Origin of the sequence: Psychrobacter nivimaris (assembly GCF_904846365.1) — a bacterium.
GTDB classification, from domain to species: Bacteria; Pseudomonadota; Gammaproteobacteria; order Pseudomonadales; family Moraxellaceae; genus Psychrobacter; species Psychrobacter nivimaris_B.
In genome coordinates this window covers 136,880-152,360 of sequence record NZ_CAJHAL010000002.1, presented here as the reverse complement: position 1 = coordinate 152,360, position 15,481 = coordinate 136,880, and the positions used below count along the sequence as shown (strand labels likewise).

The 15,481-nt window shown below is 42.9% G+C and carries 11 protein-coding genes and 3 tRNA genes; 10 read left to right on the top strand and 4 right to left on the bottom strand.

Translation table 11 applies throughout. From position 1 onward, the window contains the following. The first annotated feature begins 143 nt into the window (after nucleotides 1-143). The gene (locus tag JMX63_RS01650; protein WP_057758174.1) at nucleotides 144-971 is read left to right on the top strand and encodes an inositol monophosphatase family protein; all 828 of its coding nucleotides are present in this window, start codon (nucleotides 144-146) and stop codon (nucleotides 969-971) included. Between the two features lie 92 nt (nucleotides 972-1,063). Here JMX63_RS01650 and JMX63_RS01645 read toward each other — a convergent pair whose 3' ends face one another. Both JMX63_RS01645 and JMX63_RS01640 read right to left on the bottom strand, forming a co-directional pair. Next, nucleotides 1,064-2,503, bottom strand: coding sequence for a WS/DGAT/MGAT family O-acyltransferase (locus tag JMX63_RS01645; protein ID WP_201570444.1), 1,440 nt, complete (start codon nucleotides 2,501-2,503; stop codon nucleotides 1,064-1,066). Nucleotides 2,504-2,677: 174 nt separating this feature from the next. After that, nucleotides 2,678-3,499: a thiazole synthase gene (locus JMX63_RS01640; protein WP_201548488.1), complete on the bottom strand. Its 822-nt coding sequence runs from the start codon at nucleotides 3,497-3,499 to the stop codon at nucleotides 2,678-2,680. 326 nt (nucleotides 3,500-3,825) lie between these two features. On the opposite strand from JMX63_RS01640, the gene gspE reads away from it, so the two are divergent. Then, nucleotides 3,826-5,379, top strand: coding sequence for a type II secretion system ATPase GspE (gspE, locus tag JMX63_RS01635; RefSeq protein ID WP_201570443.1), 1,554 nt, complete (start codon nucleotides 3,826-3,828; stop codon nucleotides 5,377-5,379). Nucleotides 5,380-5,498: 119 nt separating this feature from the next. On the opposite strand, the gene JMX63_RS01630 is transcribed toward gspE, so the two are convergent. Both JMX63_RS01630 and JMX63_RS01625 read right to left on the bottom strand, forming a co-directional pair. Then, nucleotides 5,499-5,972 carry a RidA family protein gene (locus JMX63_RS01630; protein WP_201570441.1) on the bottom strand — a complete coding sequence of 158 codons (474 nt, stop codon included), beginning with the start codon at nucleotides 5,970-5,972 and terminating at the stop codon, nucleotides 5,499-5,501. 38 nt (nucleotides 5,973-6,010) lie between these two features. Beyond that, nucleotides 6,011-6,736, bottom strand: coding sequence for a DUF4442 domain-containing protein (locus JMX63_RS01625; RefSeq protein ID WP_201570439.1), 726 nt, complete (start codon nucleotides 6,734-6,736; stop codon nucleotides 6,011-6,013). A gap of 465 nt (nucleotides 6,737-7,201) precedes the next feature. On the opposite strand from JMX63_RS01625, the gene JMX63_RS01620 reads away from it, so the two are divergent. The 8 genes from JMX63_RS01620 to gspF all read left to right on the top strand — a co-directional run bounded on the left by JMX63_RS01620 (nucleotide 7,202) and on the right by gspF (nucleotide 14,997). Next, nucleotides 7,202-8,719 (top strand): McrB family protein, encoded by a 1,518-nt coding sequence (locus JMX63_RS01620; protein WP_227673206.1) that lies wholly within the window; start codon nucleotides 7,202-7,204, stop codon nucleotides 8,717-8,719. A gap of 15 nt (nucleotides 8,720-8,734) precedes the next feature. Then, on the top strand, nucleotides 8,735-10,258 hold the full coding sequence (locus JMX63_RS01615) for an McrC family protein (protein WP_227673205.1): 1,524 nt from the start codon (nucleotides 8,735-8,737) through the stop codon (nucleotides 10,256-10,258). Nucleotides 10,259-10,512: 254 nt separating this feature from the next. Then, nucleotides 10,513-10,589, top strand: a tRNA-Pro gene (locus JMX63_RS01610). Between the two features lie 105 nt (nucleotides 10,590-10,694). Further along, nucleotides 10,695-10,771, top strand: a tRNA-Arg gene (locus JMX63_RS01605). Between the two features lie 41 nt (nucleotides 10,772-10,812). Then, nucleotides 10,813-10,888 (top strand) — tRNA-His (locus tag JMX63_RS01600). Nucleotides 10,889-11,384: 496 nt separating this feature from the next. Then, a complete protein-coding gene (locus tag JMX63_RS01595) occupies nucleotides 11,385-12,320 on the top strand; it encodes an AraC family transcriptional regulator (protein WP_101205501.1) in 936 nt (311 codons plus the stop codon). Between the two features lie 329 nt (nucleotides 12,321-12,649). Beyond that, nucleotides 12,650-13,711, top strand: coding sequence for a hypothetical protein (locus tag JMX63_RS01590; RefSeq protein ID WP_201570437.1), 1,062 nt, complete (start codon nucleotides 12,650-12,652; stop codon nucleotides 13,709-13,711). Between the two features lie 83 nt (nucleotides 13,712-13,794). Continuing rightward, entirely contained in the window at nucleotides 13,795-14,997 is a 1,203-nt protein-coding gene (gene gspF, locus JMX63_RS01585) for a type II secretion system inner membrane protein GspF (protein WP_201570435.1), read from the top strand. The last annotated feature ends 484 nt before the right edge of the window (nucleotides 14,998-15,481 follow it).

Below are 15,481 nucleotides of genomic sequence, written 5' to 3'. Positions count from 1 at the left end.
GAGTGTCTTTTATAAGTTTTCGTTTATAAGAGACACGTTTTTAATCGCATAGATGTGGTGTGATGCGGCGGCTGTTTGGCATGTTGTGGGCACAAAGTTAGTCTTATTTTTTTATATTCATTCATCAAGCAAATAGGTTATTTATGGAACCCATGGTCGTCATCGCAGCGCGTACTGCTGAAAAAGTTGGTAAAGAGATTTTATATGCGCATCAAAACCGCCACAAAATCGAGTTAGATATCGAGTCTAAAGGACTTGATGGTTTGGTTACCCGCATTGATCGCTTTAGCGAAGAGCTCACTATCGAGACGCTAAAAGCCAGCTATCCTAATCATTCATTTTTGGGTGAAGAGTTTGGTATGCAAGAAGGTCGCGGCGAAGATGCTGACTGGTGTTGGATTATCGATCCACTAGACGGTACTAAGAACTTTGTCCACGGTGTACCGCAGTTCTGCGTATCTATCGCAGTCCAGCATAAAGGCGTTACCCAACACGGTGTGGTCTATGATCCAGTACGTGATGAGATGTTCTCAGCGAGCCGCGGTAAAGGCGCGCGCTTGAACAATCGCCGCATGCAAGTGAGCGAGCGCAAAACCATTGATGGTGGTTTCTTTACGACTGGTCATCCGCTTGAGCGTAAGCGTAACGGCGAAGTTATCTCTTATGCCAAACAGCACTTTGAGAGCTTACAGAAGATATCTGAGGCAGGTGGTCAGGTACGTCGTATGGGTTCAGCTGCGCTTGACTTGTGCTATGTTGCCGCTGGTCGTTTTGACGGTTATTTTGAGATGTCTATCAAGCCTTGGGACATCGCTGCGGGCGAGCTTATCGTGACTGAAGCACGCGGTGTGGTGGTTGATCATACTGGCGCGCACAACTCTATGACATCAGGCTCTATCTTCGCTTGTAATGTGAAATTGCTGAAGCCATTGATGCAAACAGTTGTACCAATCTGGGGTGACGCAATCTAAACGTTAACCTTAATGGTATTAACGTTTAGCGCTTGCAAGATTTAAATTCAAGTAATATCTAGATTGAGTATGAATGAAAAAAGCTGGTTCCATTATGGAGCCAGCTTTTTTGTTTTATCATTACCCTTATTGCCATTTTTATCTTCGACAGTAATGCCTTTGAATGCTAATTCCTTACTGGTAGTTTCTAGCAACTGCAACTCTTCTTCTATGAGCATCAGCATATCTTGTACGCGAGGTAATGCCTTGCTACAAGCGGTAATGCCAAACTCAATCTTATCTAAATAACTGGCTAAAGTGATATTCATCGCTTGACCATTAAAGACGATAGAAGCGGGATATAACGATTGCAGACGTGCGCCATTCCAGTACAGTGGTTTTTCAGAGCCAGGTACGTTGGAAATAATTAGGTTAAATGCCTGCTTTCTAGGAAACAGTCCTGTCGCTAAATTAATGCCTTGCCACGCGTATGAGACGATACTGTAGTTAATGACCTGCGCTTGGTTCATGCGGCGAAAGCGACGTTTGCCGTTATTCATACTACGATGGATAAGCTCTATCCTGCGCAGTGGATTGTCCAAATGCGTACCCAAGTTTGCCAATACAAATGACAGCTGGTTGCCCGAGATACTATTATCTGTACGCAGTGACATCGGTACAAAAGCAATCAATGGTTTGCTCGGTAGCGCATCCATTGAGATTAGATAACGGCGAATAGCACCTGCACAGACCGCCAGTACCACATCGTTTCTACTAATTTTGAGCCTTTCAGCAATATCGTTAAACCGTTTTATATCATAAGACTGTGCGGCTATACGCCGTGAGGCTGATATACTTTTATTCAAGATACTCATTGGGGCGTCAAAAGTACCGACATACCCTTCATCACCGTAGTTTTTTACATTATCTAGCAGTTCTGTGAATACAGGTTTGATGGTAGATATCTGCTCTTTTATGATGCCTCTGATAGATCGTTCGGCAGGTAATATAGCGTTTACTTGGTTACGATGGCGTGCCATCAACGACCAGACAGGGAGAGTAACTGGCTCGGTTGGCGATTGTGATAAGGATTTTTGAACCAAACGCATCGCCGCGATACCATCAACCAAAGAGTGATGAATCTTAAAATACCATGCAAAACGTTCAGGTCCACCTTCGACTTCTGGCTGGATACCTTCGATGACATGGCATTCCCACAAAGGCATGGCACGATCTAATAAACGCCCATGTTCTCTTGAGACGTACATCAATAGTTCACGTACGCGTCCAGGACTTGGTAGCGCGACATGATGCAAATGATGCTCAACATCAAAGTCTTTGTCTTTTTTCCAAAAGGCTAAATGTTCAAGTACCTGATTAAAAGGAAAGCTAGGCGGTACATCAGACTCTTGCATTTGTTTTACCAATTGATAGACAAAGTCGCTATCCGCATTGTCTGGTAATTCAAATACAAACAGCCCACCAACGTGCATGGGCTGTTTACGCGACTCAAGAAGTAGAAACAACTGGTCGACTGCTGTGAGAAGTCGCATAATAAATCCTTTTATGACGATAAGTGTTATGTGAAAATTATAATAAGTAGATATTCAATCAAATAACATTTTTTATTATTTTATAGAGCGTGTTAAGCACTCAACCATAGCACTGACAGCACTATACGTAAATACTCAACACGCTCTATTATGACATGTCATCTATAATTCAATTTATTGAAAGAAATACCCAGTTTGTGGTGAGCTGGCAGTAGCCATCTTACGCATTGGCATACGACCTGCCAAAAACGCAGCGCGACCTGCCCACATAGCATGTTTCATTGCGTGTGCCATCATTACCGGGTTTTGTGCATTGGCAATGGCTGAGTTCATCAGTACGCCATCACAGCCAAGCTCCATTGCAAGTGCAGCATCAGAGGCAGTGCCGACACCAGCGTCAACCAATACGGGTACTTTAGCGTTTTCGATTATCAAGCTAAGCGTATGTCGATTGAGTAGACCAAGTCCTGAACCAATCAAACTGCCAAGCGGCATAATGGCGACACAGCCCATACTTTCTAATTCTTGTGCGACGATAGGGTCATCTGACGTATAAACCATCACTTCAAAGCCATCATCGATCAATACTTTGGCGGCTTTTAACGTTTCCATAACGTTTGGATATAAGGTTTTTTCGTCCCCCAATACCTCAAGCTTAACCAAATTATGCCCACCCAATAACTCGCGAGCAAGCTTACAAGTGCGAATGGCTGTTTCGGCGTCAAAGCAGCCAGCAGTATTCGGTAATATCGTATATTTATCAGGTGAAATCACATCTAATAAGTTAGGCTCATCACTGTTTTGTCCAATATTGACACGGCGAATGGCGACGGTCACGATTTCGGCTGCTGAAGCGGCAATGGCTTCTCCAGTCTCTGTCATGTCTTTATACTTGCCAGTACCAACCAGCAGACGCGAAGAAAAGGTACGGCTACCGACAGTAAAGGTATCTTGTAAAAGTGGTGTTGGACGAGTAGTGCTAACGTTCTCTGACATAACGGAAAATCCTAATATCGAGCGGGAGAAGGGATAGACAAAATATGATGGGCAATCTAAGTAATCTAAAAGGTGTAATAGACAATGGCAAGCGGTCTGCAAAAAATCGCATGATATGCTAACTCTGATAGTAATGATATGTGCTGGGCGAGAGATATAAAGCGCCAGTCACATAAAATAATACCCGTCTAAAACAAAATGCTATTATAACAAACTCATGCAACCTTACTGGCAGTCTTTTTTGATTCGAACTGTTAAGGACAAGGCATCCATCATGTCTTGGCGTGCATACTTCTTATCCTCTCCTCACTTATTGGGCCGTCTTTATGATGCAGTTGCCATACAGCTTTGCGAAACGCCATCAGATTTTGGCCATACTTGCGATAGATCCGGAATTGCCGCCAACATTGGTACTTACCAAAGCGACTCCGTTGTCAGCGATCAACGAAGCGGTACGGTTTTTACAGCAGCAAGGCATTCGCGGTGTACCCACTTACGAAAGTGTTAGCGCGGATGATTTTGAAAAACGTATGAACGCGGCTTACGCTGGTAATACCGGAGAGTCGCAGCATATCGCTGCTGGGCTTGAGGATCATCCTGATCTTGATAGCTTAGCAGATAGCGTCCCTGAGACTGAAGACTTGATGGATCAGCAAGATGATGCGCCCATTATTCGTCTGATCAATGCGCTGTTGTCAGAAGCCATTCGCCTAAATGCCTCAGACATTCATATCGAAACTTTTGAAAAACGCTTGGTGGTTCGCTTTCGTGTCGATGGTGAGCTTAAAGAAATTATCACACCAAAACGCCAGCTCGCGCCATTATTAGTCTCGCGTATCAAAGTCATGGCCAAGCTAGATATCGCTGAAAAGCGTGTACCGCAAGATGGGCGTATTAGCTTACGACTGGCAGGGCGAGAAGTTGATGTGCGTGTATCGACACTGCCGTCGAGCTTTGGCGAGCGCGTGGTGATGCGTCTACTAGACAAGCAGGCGGGACGTCTTAACATGACGTATTTGGGGCTATCTGATAATGACTATACTGAGCTAAAGCGCTTAATCCATCGTCCGCACGGCATTATTTTGGTGACAGGGCCGACTGGCTCGGGTAAAACCACGACGCTATATTCTGCATTGACCGATTTAAATGATCAAACTCGCAATATCTTGACTGCTGAAGATCCGATTGAGTTTCAGCTTGATGGTATCGGGCAGACGCAGGTCAACAATAAAGTAGATATGACATTTGCTAAAAGTTTGCGTGCAATGCTCCGTCAAGATCCCGATGTGGTGATGGTTGGTGAAATTCGTGATTTAGAGACAGCCGAGATTGCCGTACAGGCGTCTTTGACAGGACATTTGGTCTTATCAACGCTGCATACCAACACCGCGATTGGCGCAGTCACTCGATTGCAAGATATGGGTGTTGAGCCATTTTTATTATCGTCGTCACTGATCGGCGTGGTAGCACAGCGCTTAGTGCGTACTTTATGCTCACATTGTCATGGCTGGCAGGCAGCGGATACCGAACAAGCCAAGCTTTTTACCGAAATTGGGATTGGGACAACACTGAAAAGTGATGCCAAAGATATAGCAAGTGAGTCGATTCGCCTGCCCAAGCCAGTTGGCTGCGATAAATGTAATCAGTCAGGGTTTAAGGGGCGTACTGCTATATATGAAGTCGTGCCAATCGACGATACATTGCGCCGTATGATTCATAGCAATACGGCTGAATATGAGCTGGAAGAGTATGCACGCCAGCAAACACCATCTATTCGTGCAGATGGTTTGCGTAAGGTCATAGAAGGGCGTACGACATTGGAAGAAGTGCTACGAGTGACGAAAGAGAGCGCATTAACGGACGAGACAATACTGGTATAAATTTGCGGACTGGATCTCGCGGACTGGACATTGGGATAGCAAATAAAAAACAACTGGCGTAAATAGCCAGTTGTTTTAATATTTTTCTAATTGTGGAGCTTTAGAGTTTTTAGCCGCTATTATTTTGCAGCCATACACTCAACCTCAACGCTTGCTCCAGCAGCCAGTTCCGATACGCCAAAGGCTGAGCGTACAGGATAAGGCTTTATCATCTCAGCTTTATAGACTTTGTTAAAGTCATCAAAGTCATCCATATCAGTCAGCATGACCATACATTTAACGATATCAGACTTACGGTAGCCATATTTTAATAGCGTGCTATGGATGTTATCGAGCACTTGCTTGGTTTCAGCTTTGATACCGCCTTTGACCAGTTTGCCATCTTTAAAGCCAATTTGTCCCGACATATATAATGTATTGCCCACGCGTACAGCCTCTGAAAAAGGATAAGTACCGCCATCGCCCAAGAAAGTAGGGCTAGATTTAGCAATGCTGACAGCCGTCGTTGTATTGGCATTAGCGCTATGAAAAAAACCCAATGAGCACATAGTGGCTAGCGCTAGCGTAGACAAGCAAGTACTAAGTTTGGACATACTGTTTCCTCATTGGGTTTGTTATCAATTTTTACTAGCTACTTATCAGCACTATTATTTTGAGTAGATGAGGCATCGCTTTCTTCGATTATTGCCTCGGTTTTAGAGTCATCTTCTGAGAATTTTTCAGACGCTTTACCTTGGCGGCGTGCCTCTAGCTCCGCTTTTGGTATCCATGCCCACGTCATCTCAACCACAATTGGATCGCGGTCACTATCAGACTCACGATCTTTGATGACACAAGGAATAATCATCTCACCTTTTGGTGTGTTTAGGATATCCAAACGCTGTTCATCAGACAAGCTTGCCACAGCAGCAATTTGACCTTTTTTGATCGGGCGATGGAAATTTACCGAGTAAGATTTAATCAGTAGGATACGATCAGAGGGCAAGTTTAAACCCAAAATAAAACCCGTAGCCGTCTCAGCCAGTAATGTGATGGCGACTGCATGAATAGAGCCGATATGGTTTTGGACGGCTTTATTGTTATTTAAACTAACAACGACTTGGTTTGGTTCTACCGTCTCATAATAAATGCCAGTTGTGCCGACATAGGGAACGACCTTGCCAAAGGCTTTAGATAAAATACTTGAGCGTGCACCAGCAGGCAGATATTTGGTGACGGATAACAGTTTGGTAAATTGATTGCTAATTGGTTTTAGCGTACTACTAGGTTTCTCAACTGAAGGTTTTGTGCTGTCAGATACTTTGGCTGGCAGTTTATTGGTCAACTTGGCGGGTAGTTTTTTTAATAATCCTGACATACAAAATTCCTTAACGTAAATGAGTTGAATGACATTCTTAGCATGGCTTTTTATGATAGAGACACAAATATAGGTTATAAAAATCGCTATAAACACTATGGTACATCAACCATTGCCTTCCTACTATTATTAGCATGAACTGCTGCGCTTACAAAACAATAGTAGCGTGGCTATGTTGCTAGGTTATGTCATCAATTTAGATCGCCACTTAAAGCAGCCTAGCTATCTTATATATCACTCTTATATATCACTCTTATATATCACTCTTATATATCACTATCATTTGGGCATTGGTATTATTAAGTGATTGGTATAGTCAGTTCAATATAACTTAGACACAAGGAAGCCGAGGGACAGTACTACAAATAGTAGATTAAGTGAGACTGATACCGTATCTAATTTATAGAGGGTTGACTATAGTTACCATGCCAATAGACAGTCACTTTATAATGACAAAATGTTAGCATGTCTATTTCAAACCTGTTTTCAATGCCGCTGGATAACGTTATGCCTGATATGTCTGCTCATGAACCGACTAATATTATTTATACGGGCGTTGCTGGTACAGGTAAAACCTATAGATTGCTGCAAATCGCGAAGCAATACACCGACTATCTACCCAAGACTGAAAATGAAGATTTATTAGCACAGCTGCTGCAAGGTCTAAGCTGGCGCGAAGTATTATGTTTGGTATTTTTAGATTTACGTGCTGAACAACAGGACTTGTTAAAGGTACGAGAAATTATTGATCATCCTTTTTTTATGACCAAAGCTGCTCAGAACTCACGTGATAAAAATCTAGATAGTACAGCTTGGTTAGAGTTACGCAGACATAGTCCTACGAACTCTCAAACAGTCAGTTTTGATAACCGTGCTAGCCAAGCTTATTTTGATAAAGACAATAGTGGATCATGGTATTTATTGCCAGAGAGTATGGTGCTACTAGAAGATTTATCGCAGCAATTAGCAGAGTTTCAGCAAGCACAGCGTGACAACCAAGCCCATCAAAATCAAAACATCGGTCAGCAACGTTTTAGTATGGTGAGCTTCCATCAAGCCTACGGTTATGAAGAGTTTGTAGAAGGTATACGGCCTGTCATGAGTGGTGCTGCACAAGCAAATAGCAACCCTTTTAATCAAACTCAAATGAGTTACGCGGTGCAAGATGGAGCATTCCTGAAGCTATGCCAACGCGCCGCCCGTGACCCTCAGCAGCGTTATGCCATGCTGATTGATGAGATTAACCGTGCTAACGTGTCACGAGTGTTTGGTGAGCTTCTCAGTTTGATAGAGCCTGATAAACGAGCGGGCAAGCCAAATGCGATGACAGTAAGTTTGGCGTATTCTAGGCGTGCTTTTAGTGTGCCTGCCAATGTCGATATTTATGCCACTATGAATACCCAAGATCATTCTTTAGCGCCACTTGATATGGCGTTACGTCGACGTTTTCGTTTTATTGACTGTCCACCGCAGCCTAATTTACTATCGACAATTCGAGCTAGCAATGACACCGACACTGGACTGTCTGAAGACTTAGAAGCAGGTGCGATAGATTTGAGTAAATTACTAACAGGTTTGAATAGACGTATTGTGCAGACACTGGGAGTAGAAGCACAGTTGGGGCATGCGTTTTTATTCGCAATCACTCAGTTAGAGCAATTACAAACGGCGCTCGTTGAACAAATTATTCCTCAATTGGCTCAAGCAGCTGGTGGTCAAATTACGGTGCTGCAGTATATCTTTAGAGATGAGCAGCAACCGACGAGTAAGCAGTTCGTACAGGATAGTCAAGCATTGATGAATGACGACTTGTATAATCCGCTGGGCAACCAAAACAATGCTTTCGCTGAACACCAAATGTTTGCAGGGCAGGGTTCTTTTCTTGGTCAGTCTATGAGTATGAATAGCTATACTATCAATGCCGATCTGATCGCTAGGGATGGTGAGTTTAATCATGCTGCTATCTATCAGCGTTTGTACTAGCAGGGTGACTGTTCAGTGATAACGAATAATCCATATTCCGCCAAGCAACACGCTATTATGGTAAGCAGTCGCCAGACTTGTATCCCTAACAGTAGTGTCGCTACCATGAATGTTATCACCGTGTTTGAGCATCAACGTTTGACCGTGCATGATTTTTTGCACACGTCTGATTTCGATTGGCTAATAGCGCAAGAATTTGCAGCATTTACTATCAGGCGTAAGCGAGGGCAATGGCAGCTTAAGGTTGGGCACTACATTGGGATTATTCTACTGCCCAGTGGCATGACGCTTGAGATATTGCCAAAGCTCAATCAGTCTACTCAGTCTAGCGATACCGTCCAGACTCGTCATTGGGTACAGGGTATGCTATCGGATTTGATACATCTAGATGCGCATAACAATCGTAAGCTACCCAATACGAAAAACTTCGGTCAGTTTAGTTCCCAGTCCACTCCTTTACCGTTAAAAGTATTGCCCATATCAGACTGGCTGATTGAGCAGTTTTTGCAGCGTTTAATTGACTATCAACCAACCAAGCATTATCAGGCTCAGATTGAAAATCAGGCATCCCTGCAAGGTCGACTGCTTATCAAAGAGCAACTGCGTCATAATAGTATGCAACCGCATAAGTTCATCTGTGAAAGTAGCGTATTAAGTCACAACATGTTGGCCAATCGATTGATTAAGAGTGCATTGGTTTACTTGATGCCTTTATTGCCCCAGTTTATTTCTTCAAAACTGTTGCAGCCATGGCAGCAAGTGCCTACGCTAAACAACCGCGAAATGCAGCAGATAGCGGTAATATATGCTCAAGCAAAGCGTCAGCTAGACGTTCAGCCACTCCAAAAGCAAAAATTGCATGCCGCGCAGCAGTTAGTAGACTTGGCATACTGGTTATTGAAACAGACGACAGCTGCGACAGGTAACGGTATTGATCCAAATAGACAAAACTGCTCTCAGCTAAGATTGTGTTTGTTAATTGATATGAATCAAGCTTTTGAGCAATGGGCAAGTCAGCGTATCGCATCGATGTTTCAACAGATTAGTAGTAGTTACCGTCCTTTTTATCAGACCCAAAGTGTCTGGCTAAACGATGCTGAGGGACTAGCATGCTTATCTATACGGCCTGATTTGCTAATATTTAAAACTGCCTCTGATGATTGTCAAAACCAGAACGATATAGCAGCTAATCAAACTAAAGCCAAAAACAAAACCAAAGGTCGCTACAGTCATGTCATCGACATTAAGTGGAAGTACTTACCGCATGCTGCTGCAATTAGTGCGAGCGACGCTTATCAATTGACTAGCTATGCACAAGCTTACTTGGCGGGGCAGGTCTGGTTGGTTTATCCGGTGCTAGGTCGTGATAGGCAGCCAGTAGCGCTCAAGCAGCAAACTCATTATGGTAGTAATGATAGCGTTAGTAGCGATAATATTAAAAACAATGAATCAGCCGATGCCCATTTATGGTTGATGCCGTTTGATGTTTTGACAGGTACACTCAACGGTGAAGTACTGCCACATTTGGACAAAGCTTAATATCATTATCAATGACAGCGTGAATGACTGACTAATTGATAGGTAAATAATAAAAGGGTCTTGCTATCACTATTTTGGTGAAATTGACGTAATTTTAAAAAAATTAGCGATTATTTGAAATTAATCGAAAATAGGTGTTGACACAATCGCCTTTACCCCTTAATATGTGCACCTCGATAGCGAGGAACATTAACAAGTTAGCGGCATTGCCAACAACGAGTTGATTAACAAACTATCGTGATAATAGAGAATTTCGGAGTGTGGCGCAGTTTGGTAGCGCATCTGGTTTGGGACCAGAGGGTCGTAGGTTCGAATCCTATCACTCCGACCATCTATTTTAAGAGCCTTACAGGCTTTTTTTTATGTATAACGGTTTAGTTTCTGATATAGTAAAATATATCGTAAAGTAAGCTTAGTATATAAAAGTCCTCTAAGAGCGCCTGTAGCTCAGCTGGATAGAGCATCTCCCTTCTAAGGAGGTGGCCGCAGGTTCGAATCCTGCCAGGCGCACCATTTAGCCTGCAAATCTTGCCTATTCTTTGGCAATAGTTATGGCGGTTGTAGCTCAGTTGGTAGAGCCCCGGGTTGTGATCTCGGTTGTCGTGGGTTCGAGTCCCATCAGTCGCCCCATATTTTATTCTGTATGTATCTACATACAAATCATATCTTAATCTAAAAATATATCAGTAATAGCACTCGCCCTTGATGGCGATTTTTTTATGCCTATTCGATTTTATCTCTATATTATCTTTATAAGATTAAACAGATAGAGTTTGATAGCATCTTCAATACTAGATAATCCCCCAAATTTTTTATCAACATTGCTTGTAGGTTTTCCTTGAGGCCTAGCGTGAATGTGTCTACTCTATTATTGTTTAGTAATTCTAATAAGTAAATAGACATGACGTTTTAAATGATGCATTATGCTTAAGTGTTATCACATCCATACTATTCAATAAAAATTATTTATTGGAGCAAGCATTGGCATAGAGCAAACCGACAGAAATTGGCATAGAGCAAACCGACAGAAATTGGCATAGAGCAAACCGACAGAAATTGTTATTAAGAATACTATTATTTTTTTAAGATGAATCGTTATTAATCTGCATTATTGAGGAATTGATTGATGGACGCACTGAGTGTATTGCTGCAAAACGTGCATTTATTTGAGACTAAGTATTATCGTCTAAATGGCACTGGCAATTGGTCTTATTCTATTACTAGAAAAGACACCATTTTATTTTACTTGGTAATGTCTGGCGGTTTTTGCATCGATGTTGGTAATGGTCTACGAGAAGCTCGCGCTGGCGACATGATCATGATTCCGAATGCGCACAAGCATGTGAGTTATGCACTTAATCACCATGGCGATGTTGCTGAGTCGCTTGATGAACTATTGAGCAATTGCCCTGAGCGTACACTTGATATCGATGGCGATGGCGACCCCAATTCATCTTTGATACTGATCGAATGTAAGTATGATAAAGAGATGATTAATCCTCTGTTGTCAGTACTGCCACCGATATTACCTGAGCTCAATGATGCTGCTGACGGTCGGTTTGAAGTGATCGATGTAGAGATAAAGCTGCTAACACTAGAAGCGGAGCGTGAGCGTATGGGCAAAACGGCCGTAATCAATCATTGGGCAAGCATCATGATGATTGAGTGTTTGCGCGTCTATATTGAAAGCTTGCCTGAAGCCACAGAAAACTGGCTCAAAGCCATGAAGGATCCATTTTTGACCAAGGCACTAGCCGCGATGCATGGAGCACCGAGTGAAAGCTGGACCATTCATCAGCTTGCCGAAGTAGCAGGGATGTCGCGTTCTAGCTTTGCACAGCGTTTTAAAGACACTGTTGGCATGCCACCACTGACTTATCTGATCGATTACCGCTTACGATTGGCGGCTCGCTATTTACGCTTACAGCAAAACAGTATTAGCCGTATCAGCGAGATGGTGGGTTATGCTTCAGATTCAACTTTTAGTCAAGCATTTAAACGTGTGTATGGTGTCTCGCCAAAAGCGTACCGTCAGCAGTATCGACAGAACAATCTTGCATAGTTAAAATTCTAATTCTAACTCTAGTTTCTGTTTATTTAAATAGAATCTCGACGATAAGCGCTAAGGTCATTTACATGTCCTTGGCGCTTTTTTTAATTTGTGAATATATATTGTTTATAAACGTTGAGTCACTCATATCTATAAGACCTTTGGTAACTTGCTATGGCTATTTTAGTTAAGGGCAGCTGACATTGAGTCTGTGTTCAGGTACTATGGGTTGATGAGTCGTCGAGACAAAAGCGTTGATGTTGTAGCGCGTTATATGTCCTTGTAAGATAGGCATATAAAAGAATCGAGACGATGTTTATTTTCGCTGCTGATGGTATGTTATGACTGAACCGACCGCAAAGCTAAATGCAGGAAGCAATGGCCAACAAGAGACCATTACAACTGCTAAAACAGAAAGTAATGTTGATAAAAACACTGCTATAGAGAACCCGCATGTCAGCAAAAATGCGCCGAAAAATGAGCCGGTAGAGACACCTGATAAGGCGGCATTATTGACGATGTTTACTTTGTCAGATATTGAGGCGGTAGCAACTGAAGCAGTAATATCTGAGTCATCCAATAGTCTTACAGTAGCTGCAAAACCTGTGGCTCAAGAAACTAATATTGCTACGCAGCGTGTTGCGCTTTATCGTGCTCAGCATGAGCGTACTCGACTGTTATATATGGCATCTGCTAATACGCGTCCTACTTACTTAGTACAAACCCTAAAGCCGCAATTCGTAGAATATCAGCAATATTTACTTGCACAGCAGCTTGATAAACGTGGGTTGATGGATACGGATACGCTCGAAAGACTCTGGCAGCAGCTGCATGTAGTCGATGACATTATTGCAGATATCGTACGCCATATGCCTGCACAGCAACCCGCCGGTTGGCAGCTAACGACTCAAGATGGTCGCAATCCATTGTGCTTTGCTACGGTCGGTAAGTTAAAGCACGGCAAGCCAATTCGCGACCAAGGTAGCCTCAACAGTTATGTACTTGGGCACTTTGGCGTGAGTAGCTTTACCTACGATCGAGGCTATTATATCGGTCATGTGGTTGGTTATTTATTCAGCTGTTATTATTGTGCTCACTTGTCGATTACTTATGGCGTCACAGCCCTTGGCCAGCAAGTCGTGGCTGACTATGATTACGCCAGTCTTGAAACCCCGCATATGGTTAGGCTATTACAAGGTCTTGACGGTTATTGCAAAAAACGTATTTATCAGTTGGCTGTCATCTGTGCGCGCTTGAGTGTTTTTGCGAGTGATAAACGTATTGAAAGAATGCTAATCGCTGAGGTCAATGACTTTGATAAAAAGCTACAGCAGCAGCATCTAGATGTCTTATTATTACAAGGTTTAATGCCTGATAGTAATGACTCAACGCCACTGCTCTAAGCGTTGAATGTCAAATTAATAAATTTCTATTAAGTCATAAATTATAACTGTCTACCTGTAAGTCTCTTAGGATATCTGTTGCCATGCCTGCCTATCATTTCAAAGCGCTTGACGACCATGGCGTTGTCCAAAAAGGCTTGCTAGAAGGGGACTCTGCGCGGCAAATTCGCCAGCAGCTGCGTGATAAGCAATGGACACCCGTTGAAGTCAACCCGGTCAATGACAGACAGAGTCAGAGCAAAAACCGCTACAAAAAACCGTCTGCATACGAGTTGGCATTGCTGACACGTCAGCTATCTGTATTATTGGCAGCGGGTATCCCACTTGAGGAAACCTTGGCATCGGTTGCTAAGCAATCCCCAAAGACTCATATCAAATCTCTGATGCTTGCGGTACGCTCACATGTCTTGGAAGGGCTCAGCTTAGCACGTGCCCTGCAACAAGCCGCTAGCTTTCCGCCGTTATATATCGCTACGATTGCCGCAGGCGAAAAATCTGGTCATCTTGATCTTATCCTCAATCAGCTAGCAGACTATACCGAAAATCGTTTTGCCCTCCAAAAGAAAATCCAAGGGGCCATGGTCTATCCGATTGTCCTGATGGTAATGGCAATTGCGGTAATTATGGGACTGATGAGTTTTGTGGTGCCCAAAATTGTCAAAGTCTTTGAACAGTCTGAGCAAGCGCTGCCTCTAATTACTCAAATTGTTCTCACGCTATCGAATATCATTACTCAGTGGTGGTGGCTAATACTACTGGTATTGGCAAGTACCACATTTTTATTCTACCGTTTCGCCCAAACGCAAGCAGGTAAATTAACAATTGATAGCGTGGTGCTTAGATTGCCGATACTAGCTAGATTGTCCAAAGGTCTGAATGCCGCGCGTTTTGCCAGTACCCTTGCTATACTAGTACGATCAGGGGTGCCACTGATTGAGGCATTACATATTGGGGCTGCGGTCACGACCAATTTACATATCCAAAAAACCATTATTACTGCGGCTGATAGGGTCACAGAAGGCTCTAGCTTGTCTAGTCAACTAGAGAAATCTACTTACTTTCCACCGATGATGGTACAGATGATAAAAAGCGGAGAAAACTCAGGCGAGCTTGAAAATATGCTGAGCCGTGCCGCCAATATGCAGGAGGCAGAAGCAACCAATTTTATTAGCACCTTATTATCATTACTTGAACCTCTAATGCTGGTGCTAATGGGCTTAGTAGTCATGATTATTGTGATGGCGGTTATGCTACCTATCGTTAATATGAACGATTTAGCAGGCTAGGTTCAGTCGCTAGCCTATGATTCATTATGCTATTCACATAAAGACAGCTTCTTATCTCCAAAACCTCTATTTAGTTCTCTTTTACTCTATTCATATCACCTAACTTCCTTGCTAAACCTTGGACTAGCTTTCTTAAGGTTTGCTTACTGTTGTATATTATTGAACGAACGCTATTTTTGCTATGGCAAACACCAGCGCCGCGCTATAGTAAGCGCGAATCAATAGTCATACAGTTGGTGTCATTCAATATTTAGCTTCGGCTGAAATAGCAAACTCAAACTAGGCGCAGCGCTGGATAAAAATAAAACCATGGTTTATAGTGACAGTAGTTTCAGAGCTCATTGATATGTTATTAATGAGAGCTATGATAGAACGCCACTTTTACTATTTACATAACTGTGATGACCAAAGCGATGACTATGACTGACAAATTCCAAGTAAATATGACGCCAAAAAGTGCTATTCAGAATACGCAATCCCATCC